16 protein-coding genes and 1 tRNA gene are annotated in these 20776 nt (G+C 62.6%); 14 read left to right on the top strand and 3 right to left on the bottom strand.

Annotation, left to right across the window (positions count from 1 at the left end; translation table 11 throughout):
- Positions 1 to 112: 112 nt before the first annotated feature.
- The 7 genes from apaG (at position 113) to ACXHGZ_RS00710 (ending at position 8076) form a co-directional block, all read left to right on the top strand.
- Positions 113 to 493 carry a Co2+/Mg2+ efflux facilitator ApaG/CorD gene (gene apaG / locus ACXHGZ_RS00740; RefSeq protein WP_084856180.1) on the top strand — a complete coding sequence of 127 codons (381 nt, stop codon included), beginning with the start codon at positions 113 to 115 and terminating at the stop codon, positions 491 to 493.
- Complete coding sequence (locus ACXHGZ_RS00735) at positions 493 to 1332, top strand: symmetrical bis(5'-nucleosyl)-tetraphosphatase (RefSeq protein WP_084856182.1); 840 nt, start codon at positions 493 to 495, stop codon at positions 1330 to 1332. Before apaG ends, ACXHGZ_RS00735 begins: the two co-directional genes overlap by 1 nt.
- A gap of 41 nt (positions 1333 to 1373) precedes the next feature.
- On the top strand, positions 1374 to 1703 hold the full coding sequence (gene glpE / locus ACXHGZ_RS00730; RefSeq protein ID WP_084856184.1) for a thiosulfate sulfurtransferase GlpE: 330 nt from the start codon (positions 1374 to 1376) through the stop codon (positions 1701 to 1703).
- 285 nt (positions 1704 to 1988) lie between these two features.
- Positions 1989 to 3911: a PrkA family serine protein kinase gene (locus ACXHGZ_RS00725; RefSeq protein ID WP_084856186.1), complete on the top strand. Its 1923-nt coding sequence runs from the start codon at positions 1989 to 1991 to the stop codon at positions 3909 to 3911.
- Between the two features lie 140 nt (positions 3912 to 4051).
- A complete protein-coding gene (locus ACXHGZ_RS00720; RefSeq protein WP_084856188.1) occupies positions 4052 to 5323 on the top strand; it encodes a YeaH/YhbH family protein in 1272 nt (423 codons plus the stop codon).
- Positions 5320 to 6888, top strand: a complete 1569-nt coding sequence (locus tag ACXHGZ_RS00715) for a SpoVR family protein (protein ID WP_084856190.1) — start codon at positions 5320 to 5322, stop codon at positions 6886 to 6888. The genes ACXHGZ_RS00720 and ACXHGZ_RS00715 overlap by 4 nt, the downstream gene beginning before the upstream one ends.
- A gap of 60 nt (positions 6889 to 6948) precedes the next feature.
- Positions 6949 to 8076: a multifunctional CCA addition/repair protein gene (locus ACXHGZ_RS00710; RefSeq protein ID WP_480461936.1), complete on the top strand. Its 1128-nt coding sequence runs from the start codon at positions 6949 to 6951 to the stop codon at positions 8074 to 8076.
- Positions 8077 to 8292: 216 nt separating this feature from the next.
- Here ACXHGZ_RS00710 and folK read toward each other — a convergent pair whose 3' ends face one another.
- Together folK and folB are read right to left on the bottom strand one after the other, a co-directional pair.
- Positions 8293 to 8802, bottom strand: coding sequence for a 2-amino-4-hydroxy-6-hydroxymethyldihydropteridine diphosphokinase (gene folK, locus ACXHGZ_RS00705; RefSeq protein ID WP_368829608.1), 510 nt, complete (start codon positions 8800 to 8802; stop codon positions 8293 to 8295).
- Complete coding sequence (folB, locus tag ACXHGZ_RS00700; RefSeq protein WP_084856197.1) at positions 8793 to 9149, bottom strand: dihydroneopterin aldolase; 357 nt, start codon at positions 9147 to 9149, stop codon at positions 8793 to 8795. Before folB ends, folK begins: the two co-directional genes overlap by 10 nt.
- Positions 9150 to 9223: 74 nt before the next feature.
- On the opposite strand from folB, the gene plsY reads away from it, so the two are divergent.
- Positions 9224 to 9793 (top strand): glycerol-3-phosphate 1-O-acyltransferase PlsY, encoded by a 570-nt coding sequence (gene plsY, locus ACXHGZ_RS00695; RefSeq protein WP_084856199.1) that lies wholly within the window; start codon positions 9224 to 9226, stop codon positions 9791 to 9793.
- 16 nt (positions 9794 to 9809) lie between these two features.
- Here plsY and tsaD read toward each other — a convergent pair whose 3' ends face one another.
- Positions 9810 to 10835, bottom strand: coding sequence for a tRNA (adenosine(37)-N6)-threonylcarbamoyltransferase complex transferase subunit TsaD (gene tsaD, locus ACXHGZ_RS00690; protein ID WP_084856201.1), 1026 nt, complete (start codon positions 10833 to 10835; stop codon positions 9810 to 9812).
- 205 nt (positions 10836 to 11040) lie between these two features.
- Here tsaD and rpsU point away from each other — a divergent pair, with 205 nt between their 5' ends.
- The 6 genes from rpsU (at position 11041) to ACXHGZ_RS00660 (ending at position 20751) form a co-directional block, all read left to right on the top strand.
- Positions 11041 to 11256, top strand: coding sequence for a 30S ribosomal protein S21 (gene rpsU / locus ACXHGZ_RS00685; RefSeq protein WP_003255575.1), 216 nt, complete (start codon positions 11041 to 11043; stop codon positions 11254 to 11256).
- A 283-nt stretch (positions 11257 to 11539) separates the two neighbouring features.
- Complete coding sequence (gene dnaG / locus ACXHGZ_RS00680; protein WP_480461933.1) at positions 11540 to 13522, top strand: DNA primase; 1983 nt, start codon at positions 11540 to 11542, stop codon at positions 13520 to 13522.
- Positions 13523 to 13589: 67 nt separating this feature from the next.
- Entirely contained in the window at positions 13590 to 15443 is a 1854-nt protein-coding gene (gene rpoD, locus ACXHGZ_RS00675) for an RNA polymerase sigma factor RpoD (RefSeq protein ID WP_480461932.1), read from the top strand.
- Between the two features lie 159 nt (positions 15444 to 15602).
- The gene (locus ACXHGZ_RS00670; protein ID WP_480461931.1) at positions 15603 to 19346 is read left to right on the top strand and encodes a bifunctional diguanylate cyclase/phosphodiesterase; all 3744 of its coding nucleotides are present in this window, start codon (positions 15603 to 15605) and stop codon (positions 19344 to 19346) included.
- A gap of 15 nt (positions 19347 to 19361) precedes the next feature.
- Positions 19362 to 19438 (top strand) — tRNA-Ile (locus tag ACXHGZ_RS00665).
- 176 nt (positions 19439 to 19614) lie between these two features.
- Complete coding sequence (locus ACXHGZ_RS00660) at positions 19615 to 20751, top strand: Fic family protein (RefSeq protein ID WP_480461930.1); 1137 nt, start codon at positions 19615 to 19617, stop codon at positions 20749 to 20751.
- The last annotated feature ends 25 nt before the right edge of the window (positions 20752 to 20776 follow it).

Genomic DNA, 20776 nt, shown 5'->3' with positions numbered 1-20776 from the left:
CGGCGATGGGGCCCGCGTGGGTTACATAGCGCCCCACACTGGCCCTTCCCCCCACCTATGGCCTAGACTGCAACCATTGCAGTATTTGCGTCCGCTCCTCCAAGGCCTTTGCATGTCCGACCCCCGCTATCAGATCGACGTCAGCGTCGTGACCCGCTACCTGAAAGAACAATCCGACCCCGACAACAGCCGCTTCGCCTTCGCCTACACCATCACGGTGCAGAACAATGGCACGCTGAAAGCCCGGCTGGTCTCGCGCCACTGGCTGATCACCAACGGTGACGGTGAAGTGGAAGAGGTGCGCGGTGCCGGCGTTGTCGGCCAGCAGCCGCTCATCGAGCCAGGCGACAGCCATACCTACAGCAGCGGCGCGGTGCTCACCACTCGCGTCGGCACCATGCAGGGCAGCTACCAGATGTTGGCCGGAGACGGTCAGCACTTCGACGCCACCATCGCGCCATTCCGCCTGGCCGTGCCCGGGGCGCTGCACTGATGGCGGTGTACGCCGTCGGCGACCTGCAGGGCTGCCTGCAGCCGCTCAAGTGCCTGCTCGATCGCGTGCACTTCGACCCGGCAGTGGATCGCCTGTGGCTGGTGGGCGACCTGGTCAATCGTGGCCCGGAGTCGCTGGAAACCCTGCGCTTCCTTTATTCCATGCGCAACTCGCTGGTATGCGTGCTGGGCAACCATGACCTGCACCTGCTGGCGGCCTGGCACAACGTCGAGCGCCTGAAGAAGGGCGACACCCTGCGCGAGATCATCGAAGCGCCAGATGCCGACCAGCTCTTCGATTGGCTGCGCCAGCAGAAACTGCTGCACTACGACGAAGCCCGCGGCGTGGCGCTGGTGCACGCCGGCATCCCTCCGCAATGGACGCTGGGCAAGGCGCTGGAGCTGGCCGCCGAAGTGGAGGAAGTGCTGCGCGACGACACCCGCCTGAAGCTCTACCTGGACGGCATGTACGGCAACGAGCCGAAAAAGTGGAGCAAGAACCTGGCCGGTATCGAACGCCTGCGGGTCATCACCAACTACTTCACCCGCATGCGCTTCTGCACCGCCGAGGGCAAGCTCGAGTTCAAGAGCAAGGAAGGCCTGGACAGCGCACCCAAGGGCTACAAGCCCTGGTTCGCCCACAAGGACCGCCGTTCGCGCCACGTGAAGATCATCTTCGGCCATTGGGCCGCCCTCGAGGGGCGCATCGATGTGCCCGATGTGATCGGCCTGGACACCGGCTGTGTCTGGGGTGGCGCCATGACCCTGTACAACGTCGACAGCGGCGAGTTCCACCGCTGCGATTGCGCCGACGACGGCACCCTGCGCCAACCGGCATAACCGACTAGACTCAACGATCAGCCCCGAAGGAAACCACCCCCATGAGCGAATTCAAGCGCATCCCTCCCGAGCAGGCCCAGGCCCTGCGTGAGCAAGGTGCGGTGGTCGTCGACATTCGTGACCCTCAAGCGTTTGCCGCAGGCCATATCAGCGGCGCCACTCATCTTGATAACCATTCGGTGGCCGAGTTCATTCGCAATGCCGACCTCGACGCACCGACCCTGGTGGTCTGCTACCACGGCAACTCCAGCCAGAGCGCTGCGGCCTATCTGGTGGGCCAGGGCTTTTCCGAGGTGTACAGCCTCGATGGCGGCTTCGAGCTGTGGCGCAGCACCTACCCGGCCGAAACCGCCCAAGGCGGCGCCGAATAAAAATTTTCATTTTCCCGCAGCCCGCGCCACGAGCGGGCTCGGGCCTTACCTGACGAACGGTCGTGAGTATCTTCTCGACCCCGCGCCCTTGACCTCTCGTATAACCAACTATCCTTAAGCCCAGGCCATCCAAAAAAGGGGAGAGCCGGTACACCGGCGTGCGGGTCATCGGTAGCGTTTCTACGGGTGTTCTGGGGGGTATACAGCAATCGGCCAGCCCGGTTGCATGCCAGCATCATGCTGACTGATCCGGCGTCGGCTCCACGTATCGAGCGAGGTGACGTCATGAGCATTTTTAGCCACTTCCAACAACGTTTCGAGTCAACCCGCCAGGAAGAACTCTCGCTGCAGGAGTACCTCGAGCTGTGCAAAGAGGATCGCAGCGCCTACGCTTCGGCGGCCGAACGCCTGTTGCTGGCCATCGGCGAACCGGAGCTGGTCGACACCTCAACGAACTCCAGGCTGTCGCGGATCTTCTCCAACAAGGTGATCCGTCGCTATCCGGCCTTTGCCGACTTCCATGGCATGGAAGAGTGCATCGACCAGATCGTGTCCTACTTCCGCCATGCCGCCCAAGGCCTGGAGGAGAAGAAACAAATCCTGTACCTGCTGGGCCCGGTGGGCGGCGGTAAATCGTCCCTGGCCGAAAAGCTCAAGCAGCTGATGGAGAAGGTGCCCTTCTACGCCATCAAGGGCTCACCGGTGTTCGAGTCACCCCTGGGGCTGTTCAATGCCGCCGAGGACGGCGCCATTCTGGAAGAAGAGTTCGGCATCCCGCGGCGCTACCTGAACACCATCATGTCGCCCTGGGCCACCAAGCGCCTGCAGGAGTTCGGCGGCGACATCTCCAAGTTCCGGGTGGTCAAGCTCTACCCGTCCATCCTCAACCAGGTCGCCATCGCCAAGACCGAACCTGGCGACGAGAACAACCAGGACATCTCGGCGCTTGTGGGTAAGGTGGATATCCGCAAGCTCGAGGAGTTCCCGCAGAACGACGCCGACGCCTACAGCTATTCGGGCGCGCTGTGCCGGGCCAACCAGGGCCTGATGGAATTCGTCGAGATGTTCAAGGCACCGATCAAGGTCCTGCACCCGTTGCTCACCGCCACCCAGGAAGGCAACTACAACAGTACCGAAGGCCTGGGGGCGATCCCCTACTCCGGCATCCTGCTGGCCCACTCCAACGAATCGGAATGGCATACCTTCCGCAACAACAAGAACAACGAAGCGTTCATCGACCGGATCTACATCGTCAAGGTGCCGTACTGCCTGCGCGTCAGTGACGAAGTGAAGATCTACGACAAGCTGCTGGTCAACAGTTCGCTGTCCAAGGCCCATTGCGCGCCAGACACCCTCAAGATGCTCGCGCAGTTCACAGTGCTGTCGCGCCTGAAGGAGCCTGAAAACTCCAACATCTATTCGAAAATGCGCGTGTATGACGGCGAGAACCTCAAGGACACCGACCCGAAGGCCAAGTCGATCCAGGAGTATCGCGATGCCGCCGGTGTCGACGAGGGCATGAATGGCCTGTCGACCCGCTTCGCCTTCAAGATCCTGTCCAAGGTCTTCAACTTCGATCCGCACGAGATCGCGGCCAACCCGGTGCACCTGCTGTACGTGCTGGAGCAGCAGATCGAACAGGAGCAGTTCCCTGCCGAGGTACGCGAGCGTTACCTGCGCTATCTCAAGGAATACCTGGCACCGCGCTACATCGAGTTCATCGGCAAGGAAATCCAGACCGCCTACCTGGAGTCCTACAGCGAATACGGCCAGAACATCTTCGACCGCTACGTGCTGTACGCCGACTTCTGGATCCAGGACCAGGAGTACCGCGACCCGGAAACCGGCGAGATCCTCAACCGCATCGCCCTCAACGAGGAGCTGGAGAAGATCGAGAAACCGGCCGGCATCAGCAACCCGAAAGACTTCCGCAACGAGATCGTCAACTTCGTGCTGCGTGCCCGCGCCAACAACAACGGCAAGAACCCGAGCTGGCTGAGCTATGAAAAGCTGCGGGTGGTGATCGAGAAGAAAATGTTCTCCAACACCGAAGACCTGCTGCCGGTCATCAGCTTCAACGCCAAGGCCAGCAAGGAGGACCAACAGAAACACAACGACTTCGTCACCCGGATGGTCGAACGTGGCTACACCGACAAACAGGTTCGCCTGCTGTCGGAATGGTATCTGCGGGTCAGGAAATCGCAGTAAAAGCGGCAAGCTGCGAGCCGCAAGCCCTGAGCCGGACGCGGTGTGCCGTGGCGCATCGCACGGCTCACGGCGGCGGCGACTGCTTTTACTTGCAGCTCGTAGCTTGAAGCTTGCAGCTGTACCCAGCTACTGGAGGGCCCATGAGCTACGTAATCGACCGACGCCTGAACGGCAAGAACAAGAGCACGGTCAACCGCCAGCGCTTCTTGCGGCGGTACCGTGAGCACATCAAGAAAGCCGTCGAAGAGGCCGTGAGCCGCCGTTCCATCATGGACATGGAGCACGGCGAGCAGATCAGCATCCCATCGCGGGACATCGACGAGCCGGTGCTGCACCATGGTCGTGGCGGCAAGCAGACCATCATCCACCCAGGCAACAAGGAATTCACCGCCGGCGAGCACATCCCCCGGCCCCAAGGCGGTGGAGGCGGCGGCGGCCGTGGCAAGGCCGGCAATTCCGGCGAAGGCATGGATGACTTCGTGTTCCAGATCACCCAGGAGGAGTTCCTGGAGTTCATGTTCGAGGACCTGGAGCTGCCCAACCTGGTGAAACGTCACCTCACCGGGGCCGACACCTTCAAGACCGTGCGTGCCGGTATCGCCAACGAAGGCAACCCGTCACGCATCAACATTGTCCGCACCCTGCGCTCGGCCCATGCCCGGCGCATCGCCCTGACCGGCAGCAGCCGTGCGCTGTTGCGCGAAGCCCAGGCCGAACTTGCGCGCTTGAAGGTCGAGGAGCCGGACAACTTCACCGATATCCAGGCGACCGAGGCCGAAATCGAACGCCTGAAGGCGCGCATCAATCGCCTGCCCTTCCTCGACACCTTCGACCTGAAGTACAACCTGCTGGTCAAGCAACCCAACCCGAGTTCCAAGGCCGTGATGTTCTGCCTGATGGACGTCTCGGGCTCGATGACCCAGGCCACCAAGGACATCGCCAAGCGCTTCTTCATCCTGTTGTACCTGTTCCTCAAGCGGAACTACGACCGCATCGAGGTGGTGTTCATCCGCCACCACACCAGCGCCCGCGAAGTGGACGAGGAAGAATTCTTCTATTCCCGCGAGACGGGCGGCACCATCGTGTCCAGCGCGCTCAAGCTGATGCAGGAGATCATGGCCGATCGCTACCCGGCCAGCGACTGGAACATCTACGCCGCCCAGGCCTCCGACGGCGACAACTGGAACGACGATTCGCCGATCTGCCGCGAAATCCTGTCCAAGCAGATCATGCCCCACGTGCAGTACTACACTTACGTGGAGATCACCCCCCGCGAGCATCAGGCGCTGTGGTACGAATACGAGCGCATCGGCGAAGCCTTCCCCGACACCTTCGCCCAGCAGCAGTTGGTATCGGCCGGTGATATCTATCCGGTCTTCCGTGAACTCTTCCAGCGCAGGTTAGCCACATGACCGCCAGAGAGCAGAGACGCCAGCCCATTTCCACCGGGTCCGAGTGGACGTTCGAGCTTATCCAGGCCTATGACCGCGAAATCAGCCGCCTGGCCGAGCGTTACGCCCTGGATACCTATCCCAACCAGATCGAGGTGATCACCGCCGAGCAGATGATGGATGCCTATGCGTCCGTCGGCATGCCGCTGGGCTACCACCACTGGTCCTACGGCAAGCAGTTCCTCAGCACGGAAAAATCCTACAGCCGTGGCCAGATGGGCCTGGCCTACGAAATCGTGATCAACTCCGACCCGTGCATCGCCTACCTGATGGAAGAGAACACCATGTGCATGCAAGCACTGGTGATCGCCCATGCCTGCTACGGCCACAACAGTTTCTTCAAGGGCAACTACCTGTTCCGCACCTGGACGGACGCCAGCTCGATCATCGACTACCTGGTATTCGCCAAGCAGTACATCGCCCAATGCGAGGAGCGCCACGGCATCGATGCCGTCGAAGACCTGATCGACTCCTGTCATGCCCTGATGAACTACGGCGTGGACCGCTACAAACGCCCCTACCCCATTTCCGCCGAGGAAGAACGCCGCCGGCAAAAAGAGCGCGAGGAGCATCTGCAGCGCCAGATCAACGACCTATGGCGCACCATTCCCAAGGGCTCGGAGAAAGGCAACGAGCGCGATGATGTGCGCTTCCCCGCCGAACCCCAGGAAAACATCCTGTATTTCATCGAAAAACACGCCCCGTTGCTCGAACCCTGGCAACGGGAAGTGGTGCGCATCGTGCGCAAGATCGCCCAGTATTTCTACCCCCAACGCCAGACCCAGGTGATGAACGAAGGCTGGGCCACGTTCTGGCACTACACCCTGATGAACGACCTGTACGACGAGGGCCTGGTGACCGACGGCTTCATCATGGAGTTCCTGCAGTCCCACACCAGTGTCGTGTTCCAGCCGGGCTTCGACAGCCCGTACTACAGCGGCATCAACCCCTATGCCCTGGGCTTCGCCATGTACACCGACATTCGTCGCATGTGCGAGCACCCTACCGAAGAAGACCGGCGCTGGTTCCCTGATATCGCCGGCAGCGACTGGCTTTCCACCATCAAGTTCGCCATGAGCAGCTTCAAGGACGAAAGTTTTATCCTGCAGTACCTCTCACCCAAAGTGATCCGCGACCTGAAGCTGTTCAGCATCCTGGACGATGACCAGCGCGACGACCTGCTGGTACCGGCGATCCACGACGAAGCCGGCTACCGCATCATCCGTGAGCAACTGGCAGCCCAGTACAACCTGGGCAACCGCGAACCCAACGTGCAGATCTGGAGCATCGACCGCCGCGGCGACCGTTCCCTGACCCTGCGCCACCAGCAACACAACCGCAAGCCGCTGGGCGACTCCACCGAGGAAGTGCTTCGGCACCTGCATCGGCTGTGGGGCTTCGATATCCACCTGGAAACCGTCCAAGGCGACCAGGTCATGAAAACCCACCACATGCCGCCGCGAGGCGAGCAGAACGAAGCGGGTGAGTACGGCCGTATGGATCTTGCCGTGGTGCATCATCTCTGAGCAAACAGCCCTCCATTACTGCCGACAGGGTATGCTGTGGGCCAGTAATGGAGGTTCTACATGCAGATCTACAAGGTCGGTGGCGCCGTGCGCGACCGCTTGCTCGGGCGCCCGGTCAGCGATATCGACTGGCTGGTGGTCGGCGCCACGGTCGAACAGATGCAAGCCCTGGGCTATCGCCCGGTCGGGGCTGATTTTCCGGTATTCATCCACCCTCGCACCGGCGAGGAGTACGCCCTGGCGCGCACCGAGCGCAAGAGCGGGCGCGGCTATGGCGGTTTCACCTTCCATGCCAGCCCCGAGGTCACCCTCGAAGAAGACCTGGTCCGCCGGGACCTGACCATCAATGCCATGGCCGAGGACGAGCATGGCAATCTGTGCGACCCGTACAACGGCAAGGAAGATCTCGATCGACGCATTTTGCGCCATGTTTCCCCAGCATTCGCCGAAGATCCCCTGCGCGTCCTGCGTGTAGCCCGCTTCGCGGCCCGCTATGCCCCGCTGGGCTTCCATGTCGCCGGCGAGACGCTCGAGCTGATGCGCCAGATCAGCGCATCGGGGGAGCTCCAGGCACTGACCGCTGAGCGCAGCTGGAAGGAAATCGAGCGGGCCCTGATGGAAGACCAGCCTCAGGTGTTCATCCAGGTGCTGCGCGATTGCGATGCGCTCAAGGAACTGATGCCGGAGATCAATGCACTGTTCGACGCGCAGCGTCCAGACCCGCTGGCAGCACTACGAGAAGCGGCTCGCGCGCAACAGCCACTGAATGTACGCTGGGCCTGCCTGCTGCAGGGGCTGGGCGAGCCGAGCCAGGTCAAGGCAGTCAACCAGCGCTTCAAGGCCCCCAGGGAATGCCAGGAGCTCGCGTCCCTGGTCAATGAGTGCCAGCCCCTTTGCCACAACGCCAAGGCACTGAGCGCTGCCAGCCTGCTGGACTTGCTGCAGAAGTTCGACGTGTACCGTCGCCCGCAGCGCTTCGAGGATTTCATTGCTGCGTGCGAGATGGAGGCGCGTGGTCAGAGGGCCGACCAGGCTTACCCGCAGGCCGATTACCTGCGCGGCGCGGCGGCGGCCGCCAAAGCAGTGGATGTGAAGCCATTGGTGGAGAAAGGCCTGACTGGGCAGGCACTAGGGGAAGCACTCAAGGTGCAACGCCTGGAAGCACTCGAAGCCTACAAGCGCCGGTAACCTTCGGGGTTCGCATTGTTTATACAACCGCAATCGCCGGCAAGCCGGCTCCCACCTGCCCTGCGCTGTTTCCAGAAGCACCGCCCTACCTGCGGGGAGCTGGCTTGCCAGCGATAGGGCCGGGGCAAGCACCTTAAGACAGTGCTGCCACCAGGCCAGCGCCGCGCTCACAAGCGCTGCGCTATTGTGGGAGCCGGCTTGCCGGCGATTGGGCCTTCACATCCGGGTCAGTTGCAACCCACGCCACTCGAAGGGCACCGGTGCCAACGCCTGGTCGATATCCGCTTCCTGCCACAGCTGCCCCATCGTCTTGCCGACGCCCGGGTGCACCAGTTGCGGCGCGATCAACGACAACGGCCAGAGCACGAACGCATTCTTGAGGATCTCGGCCCTGGGCAGCACCAGGCCGTCGAAAGTACCCAGCAGGTCGTCATACATCAGCACATCGATATCCAGCGGCAAGCCCTTGCGCTCAGGCGCATATCGGCCGTTGTCCGCCTCGATGAACTTGAGCCGACGATCCAGCTCCAGCAGTGGCAGGTCGGTCTGCCCGGTGACCACCAGGTTGTAGAACGGCCCGCTCTTGATGCCCACCGCCTGGCTTTCGAACACCGGCGAGCAGCGCATGCCCTGCAGAAAGCCCGCCAGGGCATCGAGCCCGGCGCACAGGTGCGCCTGGCGGTCGATGTTGCTGCCCAGGCCCAGGTAAACCGTACTCAGAGACATCCGCGCTCGATCTCCACGCCAACACCGCCACGGGCCGCCGGTACGGCACCCGGCTTGGTCAGCTTCAGGCGCACCCAAGGAATATTGAATTCTTCCATCAATACCGCGACCAGGCGCTCGGCGAATGTTTCCACCAGTTCGAAACGGGCCTGCTCGGCGAATGCCTGGACACGCGCCGAGACACTGGCGTAGTCCAGGGCCAGGGCCAGGTCGTCACCGGCAGCCGCCGGGCGATTGTCCCAGGCGAAACTCAGGTCCAGGCGCAGGCACTGGCGAATATCCCGCTCCCAGTCATAGGCACCGATGACGGTATCGACTTCCAGGCCTTCGATGAACACTCTGTCCAAGCACTTCTCTCCACAGCACGACAAGGGCGACTGGCGCCGTTAGAATCAGGGCGTCCTCGCCCGGAATAGTTAGCATGTTTTGGTTATTGGCGCTGCTTGCCTACCTGCTCGGCTCTCTGTCCTTCGCCATTGTCCTGAGCCGCCTCAGCGGCAGCCCGGACCCGCGCTCCAGTGGCTCGGGCAACGCCGGCGCGACCAACATGCTACGCCTGGCAGGCCGCAAGCTGGCGATCCTGACCCTGCTGGGCGACCTGTGCAAGGGCCTGTTGCCCGTGCTGCTGGCCCAACTGGCCGGCCTGGGCCTGCAGGAGCAAGCCTGGGTCGGGCTCTGCGCGGTGATCGGCCACCTGTTCCCACTGTACTTCTGCTTCAAGGGCGGCAAGGGCGTGGCCACCGCAGCCGGCATGCTCATGGGCCTGTACTTCCCCGCCGCGCTGCTGGCCATCGCCGCCTGGCTGCTGACCTTCTACCTCACCCGCACCAGCTCCCTGGCCGCGCTGATCGCCACCCCGCTGACCCTGCCATTGCTGGCCTGGCGCGAGCCCGAGGCGTTGTTGCCGATCACCGTGCTCACGGTACTCATCGTCTGGCGCCATCGCAGCAATCTACGCGACCTGTTCGCCGGGCGCGAACGGCATTTCTGACCTTGCACACACCGCCTCACACCGCCGGCAGCTGCTCCATCGGCCAACGCGCCTGTACGGCAATGGCCAGGTCCTGACGCTGCCCGGCCAACAAGCGCTGGCACCCGGCGTAGGCGATCATGGCGCCGTTGTCGGTGCAGAACTTGGGGCGCGCGTAGTACACATTGCCGTTGAGGCTGGCCAGCATGGTTTCCAGCGAGGCCCGCAGGGCCTTGTTGGCGCTCACGCCGCCAGCGATGACCAGGCGCTTGAGGCCGGTCTGCTTGAGGGCGCGCTTGCACTTGATGGTCAGAGTCTCCACCACCGCCTGCTGGAACGCCAGGGACAGGTCGCAACGGGTTTGCTCACTGTCGTCACCGGCATCGCGGCATTGCTGCCAGGTATTGAGGGCGAAGGTCTTGAGGCCGCTGAAGCTGAATTCCAGGCCCGGACGATCGGTCATCGGCCGCGGGAACACGAAACGCCCAGGCACGCCCTGCTCGGCCAGGCGAGCGATTTCGGGCCCACCCGGGTAGTTCAGGCCGATCAGCTTGGCTGTCTTGTCGAATGCCTCGCCGGCCGCATCGTCCAGGCTCTCGCCCAGCAGTTCGTATTGGCCGATGCCATCGACTCGCACCAGCTGGGTGTGACCGCCGGACACCAACAAGGCGACGAACGGAAACGCCGGCGGCGTCTCCTCCAGCATGGGCGCCAACAGGTGGCCTTCCATGTGGTGCACACCGATCGCCGGGATGTCCCAGGCGAACGCCAACGCCTGGGCGCATGAAGCGCCGACCAGCAGGGCGCCGACCAAACCGGGGCCGGCGGTGTAGGCAATGGCATCGATCTCGGTGGCGACGCAGCCAGCCTCGGCCAGCACCTGGCGGATCAAGGGCAGCATGCGCTTGACGTGATCACGCGAGGCCAGCTCCGGTACGACGCCGCCATAGACGCGGTGAAGGTCGATCTGGCTGAACAGCGCGTCGGCCAACAGGCCGCGCTCGCTGTCGTATAATGCGACGCCAGTTTCGTCGCAGGATGTTTCCAATCCCAGTACTAGCATGGGTCCGTGCCTTGTGGAGGCTGAATTCGAAGGCGCGCATGATAGTCTCCGTACCACATGCCGACCAGCGGTTTTCGATCAGAGGCTTTGCATTCCGGCCAGCTAAGGGTTAACATCCGCAACCCTTGAAAACCGACGTTCTCCAGCACACCTTTTGTTTTGCCAGGAGCACGTCTACCCCGGTAATGAATTAAGGTAGCCCTGGATGCCAGCCGTCAAAGTTAAAGAGAACGAACCCTTCGACGTAGCTCTGCGTCGTTTCAAGCGCTCCTGCGAAAAAGCCGGTGTACTGGCTGAAGTTCGTAGCCGCGAGTTTTACGAGAAGCCGACTGCCGAGCGCAAGCGCAAAGCCGCTGCCGCTGTAAAGCGTCACGCCAAGAAGGTTCAGCGCGAACAGCGCCGCGCCGTTCGTCTGTACTGATACAGGCGTTCAACGCAAAGCTTCTGCCCGCCCGGCCTCGTGCCGGGCTGATGGCAGCAGTTGCTTCAAACCTCCGGCCTCGGCCAGAGGCGCCCTTCGCAACAGCGCATGGGCAACCTGCCTGAACACGTCAGAGCTGGTCCCCGACCAGTCGTGCACGTCTTGACTGACGAGCCATTCGTGGCTGACGAGCACACTTTTCCTCACATCTCCCGCATCAACTGCTCGCCCTCAACCGGCGCGTAGCGATTAGACTTGCCAGCTGCCAGATGACGAGACTGCCATGGCCGGGCTGATTCCCCAAAGCTTCATTGACGACCTTCTCAACCGCACCGACATCGTCGATGTGGTGAGTTCGCGCATCCAGCTCAAGAAGACCGGCAAGAACCTTTCCGCCTGCTGCCCGTTCCACAAGGAGAAAACCCCCTCCTTCACCGTCAGCCCCGACAAGCAGTTCTACTACTGCTTCGGTTGTGGTGCTGGCGGCAACGCGCTCGGCTTCGTCATGGACCACGACAACCTGGACTTTCCCCAGGCGGTCGAAGAGCTGGCCCGGGCCGCCGGCATGGAAGTCCCTCGGGAGGAAGGCCGTCGCGGGCAGAAGCCCCGCCAGCCCACCGACTCGCCCCTCTACCCGCTGCTGGAAGCCGCCGCCGAGTTCTATCGCCAGGCGCTGCGCAGCCACCCGACCCGCAAGGCGGCGGTGGACTACCTCAAGGGCCGAGGCCTGTCCGGCGAAATCGCCCGTGACTTCGGCCTGGGCTTCGCTCCGCCGGGCTGGGACAACCTGCTCAAGCACCTGGGCGCGGACAGCCTGCAGCAAAAGGTGATGATCGATGCCGGCCTGCTGATCGAGAATGCCGAAAGCGGCAAGCGCTACGATCGTTTCCGCGACCGCGTGATGTTCCCTATCCGCGACAGCCGTGGCAGGGTCATCGCGTTCGGCGGCCGGGTCCTCGGGGACGACAAGCCCAAGTACCTGAACTCCCCGGAAACCCCGGTGTTCCACAAGGGGCAAGAACTGTACGGCCTGTACGAGGCGCGCAAGCACAACCGCAACCTCGACGAGATCATCGTGGTCGAGGGCTACATGGACGTCATCGCCCTGGCCCAGCAAGGCCTGCGCAATGCGGTGGCGACACTGGGCACGGCCACCAGCGAAGAGCACCTCAAGCGCTTGTTCCGCGTGGTGCCGAGCGTGCTGTTCTGCTTCGATGGCGACCAGGCCGGCCGCAAGGCGGCCTGGCGCGCCCTGGAGTCAACCCTGGCCAGCCTGCAGGACGGCCGCCGTGCCCGCTTCCTGTTCCTGCCCGAAGGCGAAGACCCGGACAGCCTGGTGCGCGCAGAAGGCACCGATGCCTTCATGGCCCGCATCAACCAGCACGCCCAGCCACTGGCGGACTACTTCTTCGAACAATTGGGCAACGAGGCCGACCCGCGTTCCCTGGAAGGCAAGGCGCACATGGCGACCCTGGCCGCACCGTTGATCGAAAAGATTCCCGGTGCCAACCTGCGCCAGCTGATGCGCAACCGCCTGAAGGAAATCACCGGGCTGGATCCGCAACAGGTCGAACAGCTGGCCCAGCACGCACCAGCCCCCAGCACCCCGGATTACGACCCCGGCTATGACTACGACGCCATGGCCAGCTACACCCCCGACTACAGCGAAGCGCACCCGTACGACCCTGCGCCCACCCAGCAGGAACAGCGCCCATGGACGCCCAACAAAGGCGGCAAGAAACAATGGGATGGCAAGCCCTGGGACAAGAAAGGCGGCAAGCCCTGGCAACGTGACGGCCATCGCGGCGAAGCGCCGCCAAGGGTGCCGGCACCGGTGGAGCCGCCGACGCTGTCGGCGCTGCGCACCTTGCTGCACTACCCGCTGCTGGCCGGCAAGGTGGAAGATGCCAGCCATTTCGCCGACGAAGAACACCTCTACAGCCAGCTGCTGGTGGCCTTGATCGAAGCCGCGCAGAAGAATCCTAAGCTAAGCTCAATGCAGTTGATCGCACGCTGGCACGGCACCGAACAAGGTCGCCTGCTGCGGGCCCTGGCGGAAAAGGAATGGCTGATCGATGCCGACAACCTTGAACAACAGTTTTTCGACACTATAACTAGCTTGTCCGCCCGCCAACGCGAGCGCAGCCTGGAACATCTGCTCAGGAAAGCACGTCAAAGCGAATTGAGCAGCGAGGAAAAATCGCAGCTCCTTGCCCTGCTGAGCCGGAATGTTCCCGCACAAACCCCGACCTCATCTGGCGCGTGAGGTCCATGCTCGGGTATAATCCTCGGCTTGTTTTTTGCCCGCCAAGACCTTCAGTGGATAGGGTGTTATGTCCGGAAAAGCGCAACAGCAATCTCGTATCAAAGAGTTGATCACCCGCGGTCGTGAGCAGGGCTACCTGACTTACGCGGAGGTCAACGACCACCTGCCTGAGGATATTTCAGATCCGGAACAGGTGGAAGACATCATCCGCATGATCAACGACATGGGGATCAACGTATTCGAGAGTGCTCCGGATGCGGATGCCCTGCTGTTGGCGGAAGCCGACACCGACGAAGCCGCAGCCGAAGAAGCCGCCGCAGCGTTGGCGGCAGTTGAAACCGATATCGGCCGCACGACCGACCCGGTGCGCATGTACATGCGCGAAATGGGTACCGTCGAGCTGCTGACCCGCGAAGGCGAGATCGAAATCGCCAAGCGCATCGAGGAAGGCATTCGCGAAGTCATGGGCGCCATCGCCCACTTCCCGGGTACTGTCGACTATATCCTCAGCGAATATGACCGCGTCACCACCGAAGGTGGCCGTCTGTCCGATGTCCTCAGCGGTTACATCGACCCTGACGACAACATCGCCGCCCCGACCGAGGAAGTGCCGATCCCTGGCGCCAAGGCCGCGGCTGCCAAGGAAGAAGAAGACGAAGAGGAAGACAGCGAAGAAAGCGGTGACGACAGCGAGGACGAGGGCGAAAGCGGCCCGGATCCGGAAGTTGCCCGTCAGCGTTTCGGCGCCGTCGCCGACCAGCTCCAGGCCACCGGCAAGATCCTGAAAAAACACGGCCGCAGCGGCAAGGAGAGCATCGAAGCCCTCCAGGCCCTGGCAGACCTGTTCATGCCGATCAAGCTGGTGCCCAAGCAGTTCGACGCGCTGGTCGAGCGCGTGCGCAGCGCCCTGGAGCGCCTGCGCGCCCAGGAACGCGCCATCATGCAGCTGTGCGTGCGTGATGCCCGCATGCCACGCGCCGACTTCCTGCGCCTGTTCCCAAGCAATGAAACCGACCAGACCTGGTCCGGTGACCTGGCCAAGCGCAACACCAAGTGGGCCGCCGCCCTGGGTGAGAAAGACGCCGCGATCGTCGCCTGCCAGCAGAAGCTGATCGACCTCGAAACCGAGACCGGCCTGACCGTTGCCGAAATCAAGGAAATCAACCGTCGCATGTCGATCGGCGAGGCCAAGGCCCGCCGCGCCAAGAAGGAAATGGTCGAGGCCAACCTGCGTCTGGTGATCTCCATCGCCAAGAAGTACACCAACCGTGGCCTGCAGTTCTTGGACCTGATCCAGGAGGGCAACATCGGCTTGATGAAGGCGGTGGACAAGTTCGAATACCGTCGCGGCTACAAGTTCTCGACCTATGCCACCTGGTGGATCCGCCAGGCGATCACCCGCTCGATTGCCGACCAGGCGCGCACCATCCGTATTCCGGTGCACATGATCGAGACGATCAACAAGCTCAACCGCATTTCCCGCCAGATGCTGCAGGAAATGGGTCGCGAACCGACCCCGGAAGAGCTGGGCGAGCGCATGGAAATGCCTGAGGACAAGATCCGCAAGGTATTGAAGATCGCCAAGGAACCGATCTCCATGGAAACCCCGATCGGTGACGACGAAGATTCGCACCTGGGCGACTTCATCGAGGACTCGACCATGCAGTCCCCGATCGACGTGGCCACGGTCGAAAGCCTCAAGGAAGCCACCCGTGACGTGCTCTCGGGCCTGACCGCACGCGAAGCCAAGGTGCTGCGCATGCGTTTCGGCATCGACATGAACACCGATCACACCCTCGAAGAGGTCGGCAAGCAGTTCGACGTGACCCGCGAACGGATCCGTCAGATCGAAGCCAAGGCGTTGCGCAAGCTGCGCCACCCGACGCGAAGCGAGCACCTGCGCTCCTTCCTCGACGAGTGATGACGAACCCCGGCCCAGGCCGGGGTTTTTCTTTTCAGCCAGCGCCCCCTCTGAGCTGCAGGCATGGCGTTGCATCGCGATGGTTGACCCGCGAACTGAATCACCCGGCACGCTTTGCCCGTCTACACTCGATTCATACCCCTTGAACGAGAGGCCGCTATGTCCTTTGTGCCGGCCCTTCTGTTGTCGATCCTGCTTCTCTGGACCACAACGGCCGGCGCCTTGACCCTGACGGATGAAGAGAAAGCCTGGCTCGGCGCCCACCCCCAGCTACGTCTGGGTATCGATGCCTCCTGGCCACCTTTCGAGTTCCGCGACCAGGAGGGCCGCTACCAGGGATTGGCCGCCGACTACGTTGCCCTGATCGAGGAACGCTTGGGCATCCAGCTCAAGCCGATCGAGCCCAGAGGCTGGACCGAAATCCTCCAGCAAGCCAAGGAAAACCGCCTCGACCTGCTTCCAGGCATCATGTCGACCCCGGAACGCCAGAACTACCTGTACTTCACCCGCCCCTACCTGGACTTCCCTATCGTCATCCTGGCCCATGACGGCGGGCCACAGCCCCGCACACTCAAGGAACTGTACGGGCTCAAAGTCGCCGTGGTGGAAAACTACGCGCCCCATGAGCTGCTGCGCACGCACCACCCGGACCTGAACCTCGTCGCATTGCCCAACGTCAGCTCCTCCCTTCAGGCCCTGGCCACCGATGAAGTGGACGCTGTGGTCGGTGACCTCGCCTCGAGCATCTGGGCCCTGCGCCAACTCAAGCTCGACGGCCTGTACGTCAGTGGCGAGACACCCTACCGCTACCAGTTGGCCATGGCCGCGCCCCGAGGCAACAAGGTCCTAGTCGGCATTCTTGACAAGGTCATGGCCGACATGAGCCCTGGCGAAGTCAACCAGATCCAGCAACGCTGGGTTGGCAATGTCGTCGACCAACGCTCGTTCTGGAACGACCTGCTGCTCTATGGCCTGCCCGCGGTCCTGCTGCTGATGGCCATCCTCGCCGTGGTGATCCGCATCAACCGGCGCCTGAGCTCGGAAATCTCCCGGCGTATCGCGCTCGAGCAGGAACTGCGCAGCAGCGAGTACCACTACCGCAGCCTGGTCGAAAGCCTGTCGGCCATCGCGTGGGAAGCCGACGCCAACGATTTCACCTACAGCTACGTCTCCCCCCATGCCGAGGATCTGCTCGGCTACCCCCTGGGCGACTGGCTCAAGCCGGGGTTCTGGCGCAGCATCCTGCACCCCGAGGATGCGCTCTGGGCCCAGGCCTTCTGCGACAGCGAGACCGCCGCCGGGCGCGACCACAGCCTGGACTATCGGGTGATCCGCGCCGATGGCCAGGCCCTCTGGGTGCGCAATATCGTCAGCATGATCGAACATGGGCACCGCCCGTTGCTGCGCGGCCTGATGATCGACATCAGCGAAACCAAGCGTACCGAGGATGCCCTGCGCCTGTCGGAGCAGAAGTTCGCCTCGGTGTTCCAACAATGCCCGGACATCCTAGTGATCGCCCGGCACAGCGATGGCTGCCTGCTGGAGGTCAACGAAGCCTTCGAAGAGCAGATCGGCCTGAGCCCGAGCCAGGTGATCGGTCGCACCGCCACTGAACTGGACCTCTGGGCAGTCGCAGGTGCCGGGCCCGTCCTGTTGGAGCGCCTGCAGCGCGGTGCCATTCGTAATCTGGAGACCCGGCTACGACGTAGCAACGGCCAAATATTCACCGGCTTGGTCTCCGCTGAAACGTTCGAACTCGATGGCACCCGGGCGCTGGTGGTGGCCGTGCGGGACATCAGCCAGCTGAAGGAAACCCAGCAACAACTGCAAACCTCGGAGGAGAAGTTCGCCAAGGCCTTCCACGCCTCCCCCGACGGCCTGTTGCTGTCACGCCAGAGTGACGGCCTGTTGCTGGAGGCGAACGAAGGCTTCTGCCGCCTGACCGGCTACGACATCAACCCCGCCAGCGACCAGACCTCCCTCGACCTGGGCATCTGGGTCGACCTCAACGAACGCAAGCGCCTGGTCGATCAGCTCCAGCGTGACGGCTTCGTACGTGACTTCAGTTGCCACATACGCCGCAGCGACGGGCAGATCCTCCTGTGCGAGCTGTCAGCCCGACCGCTGCCGATCGCCGGTACCGACTGCATGCTGACCATCGTGCGCGACATCACCGAGCGCAACCTGATGCAGGAAAAACTGCAACTGGCGGCCACCGTGTTCGAGAACACCGCAGAAGGCGTCTTGATCACCGACCCGGAGCAACGCATCAGCGCGGTGAACCGCGCCTTCAGCGAAATCACCGGCTACAGCGAAATAGAAGCCCTCGGGCAGACCCCGCGCCTGCTTGCCTCCGGCCAGCACGACAGCGCGTTCTATGCCGCCATGTGGCACCAGCTCACCGCAGAAGGCCACTGGCAGGGAGAAATCTACAACAAGCGCAAGAATGGCGAGCTCTACCCCGGCTGGCTGACCATCAGCGCCGTGCGCAACCGCGAGCATGAGATCACCCACTTCGTCGCTGTGTTCGCCGATATCTCCAGCCTCAAGCTCGCCCAGGCCAAGCTCGACTACCAAGCCCACCACGACCCACTCACCGGCCTGCCCAACCGCGCCCTGTTCGAAAACCGCCTGCAGGCCGCCCTCAGCGGCGCCCAGGAGGCCAACCGCCAGGGCGCGGTCCTGTTCCTCGATCTGGACCGCTTCAAGCACATCAATGACAGCCTCGGCCACCCCGTGGGCGACCTGTTGCTAAAAGGTATCGCCCATCGCCTGAAGGAACAGGTACGCGACCTCGACACCGTAGCCCGCCTAGGCGGCGACGAATTCATCATCCTCCTGCCCGGCCTGCACCGCCCCAGCGATGCCAACGCCATCGCCAACAAATTGCTGGCCTGCTTCCATGCACCCTTCCAGGCCGGCGAGCATGAATTCTTCACCAGCGCGAGCATCGGCATCAGCCTCTATCCCCAGGACGGCAGCGACGTCGCCAGCCTCATCCGCAACGCCGATGCGGCCATGTATCGCTCCAAGGCCAAGGGCCGCAACCGCGTCGAAGCCTACACCCGCGACCTCACCGCCCAGGCCAGCGAGCGCATTGCCCTGGAGCACGAACTGCGCCGCGCCATCGAGCGTCATGAAATGAGCCTGTGCTTCCAGCCCAAGTTCAGCCTCAAGAGCCAAAGCCTGGTCGGCGCCGAAGCCCTGGTTCGCTGGCGGCACCCGACCTTCGGCGAGGTACCGCCGGAGCAGTTCATCCACCTGGCCGAGGAGAACGGCACCATTCTCCAGCTGGGCGATTGGGTGATGGAACAGGCCTGCCGCCAGATGTTCGCCTGGAAGGCCCTCTACAAGCCGTTCGGCCCCCTGTCGATCAACCTCGCCGGCGCCCAGCTACGCCAACCGAGCCTGGCCAGGCGCATCGAACACCTGCTCAAGGTGTACCAGCTCAAGGCCGGCGACCTGCAGCTGGAAATCACCGAGAATTTCATCATGAGCCAGGCCGAAGAAGCCCTGGCCATCCTTCACCAGCTCAAGGACCTGGGCGTGCAACTGGCCATCGACGACTTCGGCACGGGCTATTCATCGCTGAGCTACCTCAAGCGCCTGCCACTGGACATCCTCAAGATCGACCAGTCCTTCATCCGCGGCCTGCCCGACGACCCTCACGACGCCGCCATCACCCGCGCGATCATCGCCCTGGGCCGCAGCATGCAGCTGACCATCATTGCCGAAGGTGTGGAGAACCAGGATCAGCAGCACTTCCTGGCCATCGAAGGCTGTGAGCAGATCCAGGGCTACATCGTCAGCCCGCCCCTGCCCCCGGAGGAGTTCGCAGCGACCTTTCTTCGTATAGCACTATCAGATCTTTCAGATGGCACCCACCTCAAACCCTCGTTATAATCCCCGCCACCTCTGGGGCCTATAGCTCAGTTGGTTAGAGCAGAGGACTCATAATCCTTTGGTCCACGGTTCGAGTCCGTGTGGGCCCACCACCTTCAAAGCCGCGCACTGCGCGGCTTTGCCGTTTCTGTGGCCTCATACAGAGCCCTACCAGCTCGAAAGCCAAACGACCTGGCTTGAGATTGGACAGTGAGCCGAATAATCTGCATTATCGGCTCACCATATGAGCCGAATAGGCTCGCTAATCGGCTCATTGATGAAGACTCTCATGAACGACGCGCTCTGGATCTGGCAACAACCCGAGTGGCCACACTTCAGCTGGCAAGCCGAAGCGCTTGCGCCGCTGTTGCGCGCTTGCGGTCAGGTTCAGGGACGGTTGTTAGGCATGCTCGACGCGGTGGGAAGCGACGCCGAAGTGCAGAGCAGCCTGGATGCCATGCTGCAGAACATCGTCACTTCTTCAGCCATTGAAGGTGAGCAACTGAATGTCGGCTCAGTGCGCTCATCACTGGCGCGGCGCCTGGGGCTGAACGAAGAGGGCCGCACCACCTCACGCTCTGAAGGCCTGGCGGAACTGCTGTTCGACGCCACCCATGCGTATCAACAACTGCTGGACGAACAGCGACTCTTCACATGGCACCGTTGGCTGTTCCCCAGCGATGACCAAGTGCTGACACGACCATTACATATCGGCACACTGCGCGGCGAAGAGCCCATGCAGGTGGTTTCCGGCCGGATCGACCGCCCTACCGTACATTTCGAAGCCCCTCCTCGCACAGGGCTGGAAACACAGCTGGCCGACTTTCTCGCCTGGTTCGAGGCCAGCCGCAGCGATGCCAGCCTTGATCCCTTTCTGCGCGCCGGCATCGCTCATTTCTGGTTCGTTACCCTGCACCCCTTCGATGACGGCAACGGTCGCCTTACGCGCGCCATTACCGATCTGGCGCTAGCTCAGGGCGAGCAGCAGGCCATCCGCTTTTACGCTATGTCGGCGAGCATCCTTGATGACCGCGCCGGTTACTACCGCATCCTCGAAGCCAGCCAGAAAGGCGGCTTGGACATCACTGCCTGGCTGCTGTGGTTTCTCGAGACATTGCTCAAGAGCCTGGAGCAGGCGCTTGCTCGGATCGATCGCGTGCTGGTCAAGGCGCGCTTCTGGCAGGCTCACCGTAGCCAAGCCTTGTCTGCCGAGCAGATCAAAGTGCTCAACCGCCTGCTCGACGGAGGCGAACGTGGTTTCGAGAACGGTATCAGCGCCGCTCAGTACCAAGCCGTGGCCAAGGTATCCAAAGCCACCGCGACCCGGCATCTGGGTGACCTGCTGGAAAAGGGCTGTATCGAACGGCTGCCTGGTGGCGGGCGTAGCACACGCTATCAGGTTGTAGCCGTCCGACAGGGTCAGTGAAGTCGATATCGAGCTGACATCCTGA

Source organism: Pseudomonas shiyinii, from assembly GCF_056725765.1.
The sequence above is the reverse complement of the archived record's forward strand: the minus strand, read 5'-3'. Positions and strand labels throughout refer to the sequence as shown.

What these genes read in the sequence shown, in the direction of transcription:
- ACXHGZ_RS00735 (WP_084856182.1), top strand. Translation starts at nt 493, where the DNA reads ATGGCGGTGTACGCCGTCGGCGACCTGCAGGGCTGCCTGCAGCCGCTC.
- ACXHGZ_RS00710 (WP_480461936.1), top strand. Translation starts at nt 6,949, where the DNA reads ATGCAGATCTACAAGGTCGGTGGCGCCGTGCGCGACCGCTTGCTCGGG.
- apaG (WP_084856180.1), top strand. Translation starts at nt 113, where the DNA reads ATGTCCGACCCCCGCTATCAGATCGACGTCAGCGTCGTGACCCGCTAC.
- folK (WP_368829608.1), bottom strand. Translation starts at nt 8,802, where the DNA reads ATGTCTCTGAGTACGGTTTACCTGGGCCTGGGCAGCAACATCGACCGC.
- plsY (WP_084856199.1), top strand. Translation starts at nt 9,224, where the DNA reads ATGTTTTGGTTATTGGCGCTGCTTGCCTACCTGCTCGGCTCTCTGTCC.
- rpoD (WP_480461932.1), top strand. Translation starts at nt 13,590, where the DNA reads ATGTCCGGAAAAGCGCAACAGCAATCTCGTATCAAAGAGTTGATCACC.
- ACXHGZ_RS00720 (WP_084856188.1), top strand. Translation starts at nt 4,052, where the DNA reads ATGAGCTACGTAATCGACCGACGCCTGAACGGCAAGAACAAGAGCACG.
- rpsU (WP_003255575.1), top strand. Translation starts at nt 11,041, where the DNA reads ATGCCAGCCGTCAAAGTTAAAGAGAACGAACCCTTCGACGTAGCTCTG.
- ACXHGZ_RS00725 (WP_084856186.1), top strand. Translation starts at nt 1,989, where the DNA reads ATGAGCATTTTTAGCCACTTCCAACAACGTTTCGAGTCAACCCGCCAG.
- ACXHGZ_RS00715 (WP_084856190.1), top strand. Translation starts at nt 5,320, where the DNA reads ATGACCGCCAGAGAGCAGAGACGCCAGCCCATTTCCACCGGGTCCGAG.
- tsaD (WP_084856201.1), bottom strand. Translation starts at nt 10,835, where the DNA reads ATGCTAGTACTGGGATTGGAAACATCCTGCGACGAAACTGGCGTCGCA.
- ACXHGZ_RS00660 (WP_480461930.1), top strand. Translation starts at nt 19,615, where the DNA reads ATGAACGACGCGCTCTGGATCTGGCAACAACCCGAGTGGCCACACTTC.
- glpE (WP_084856184.1), top strand. Translation starts at nt 1,374, where the DNA reads ATGAGCGAATTCAAGCGCATCCCTCCCGAGCAGGCCCAGGCCCTGCGT.
- dnaG (WP_480461933.1), top strand. Translation starts at nt 11,540, where the DNA reads ATGGCCGGGCTGATTCCCCAAAGCTTCATTGACGACCTTCTCAACCGC.
- ACXHGZ_RS00670 (WP_480461931.1), top strand. Translation starts at nt 15,603, where the DNA reads ATGTCCTTTGTGCCGGCCCTTCTGTTGTCGATCCTGCTTCTCTGGACC.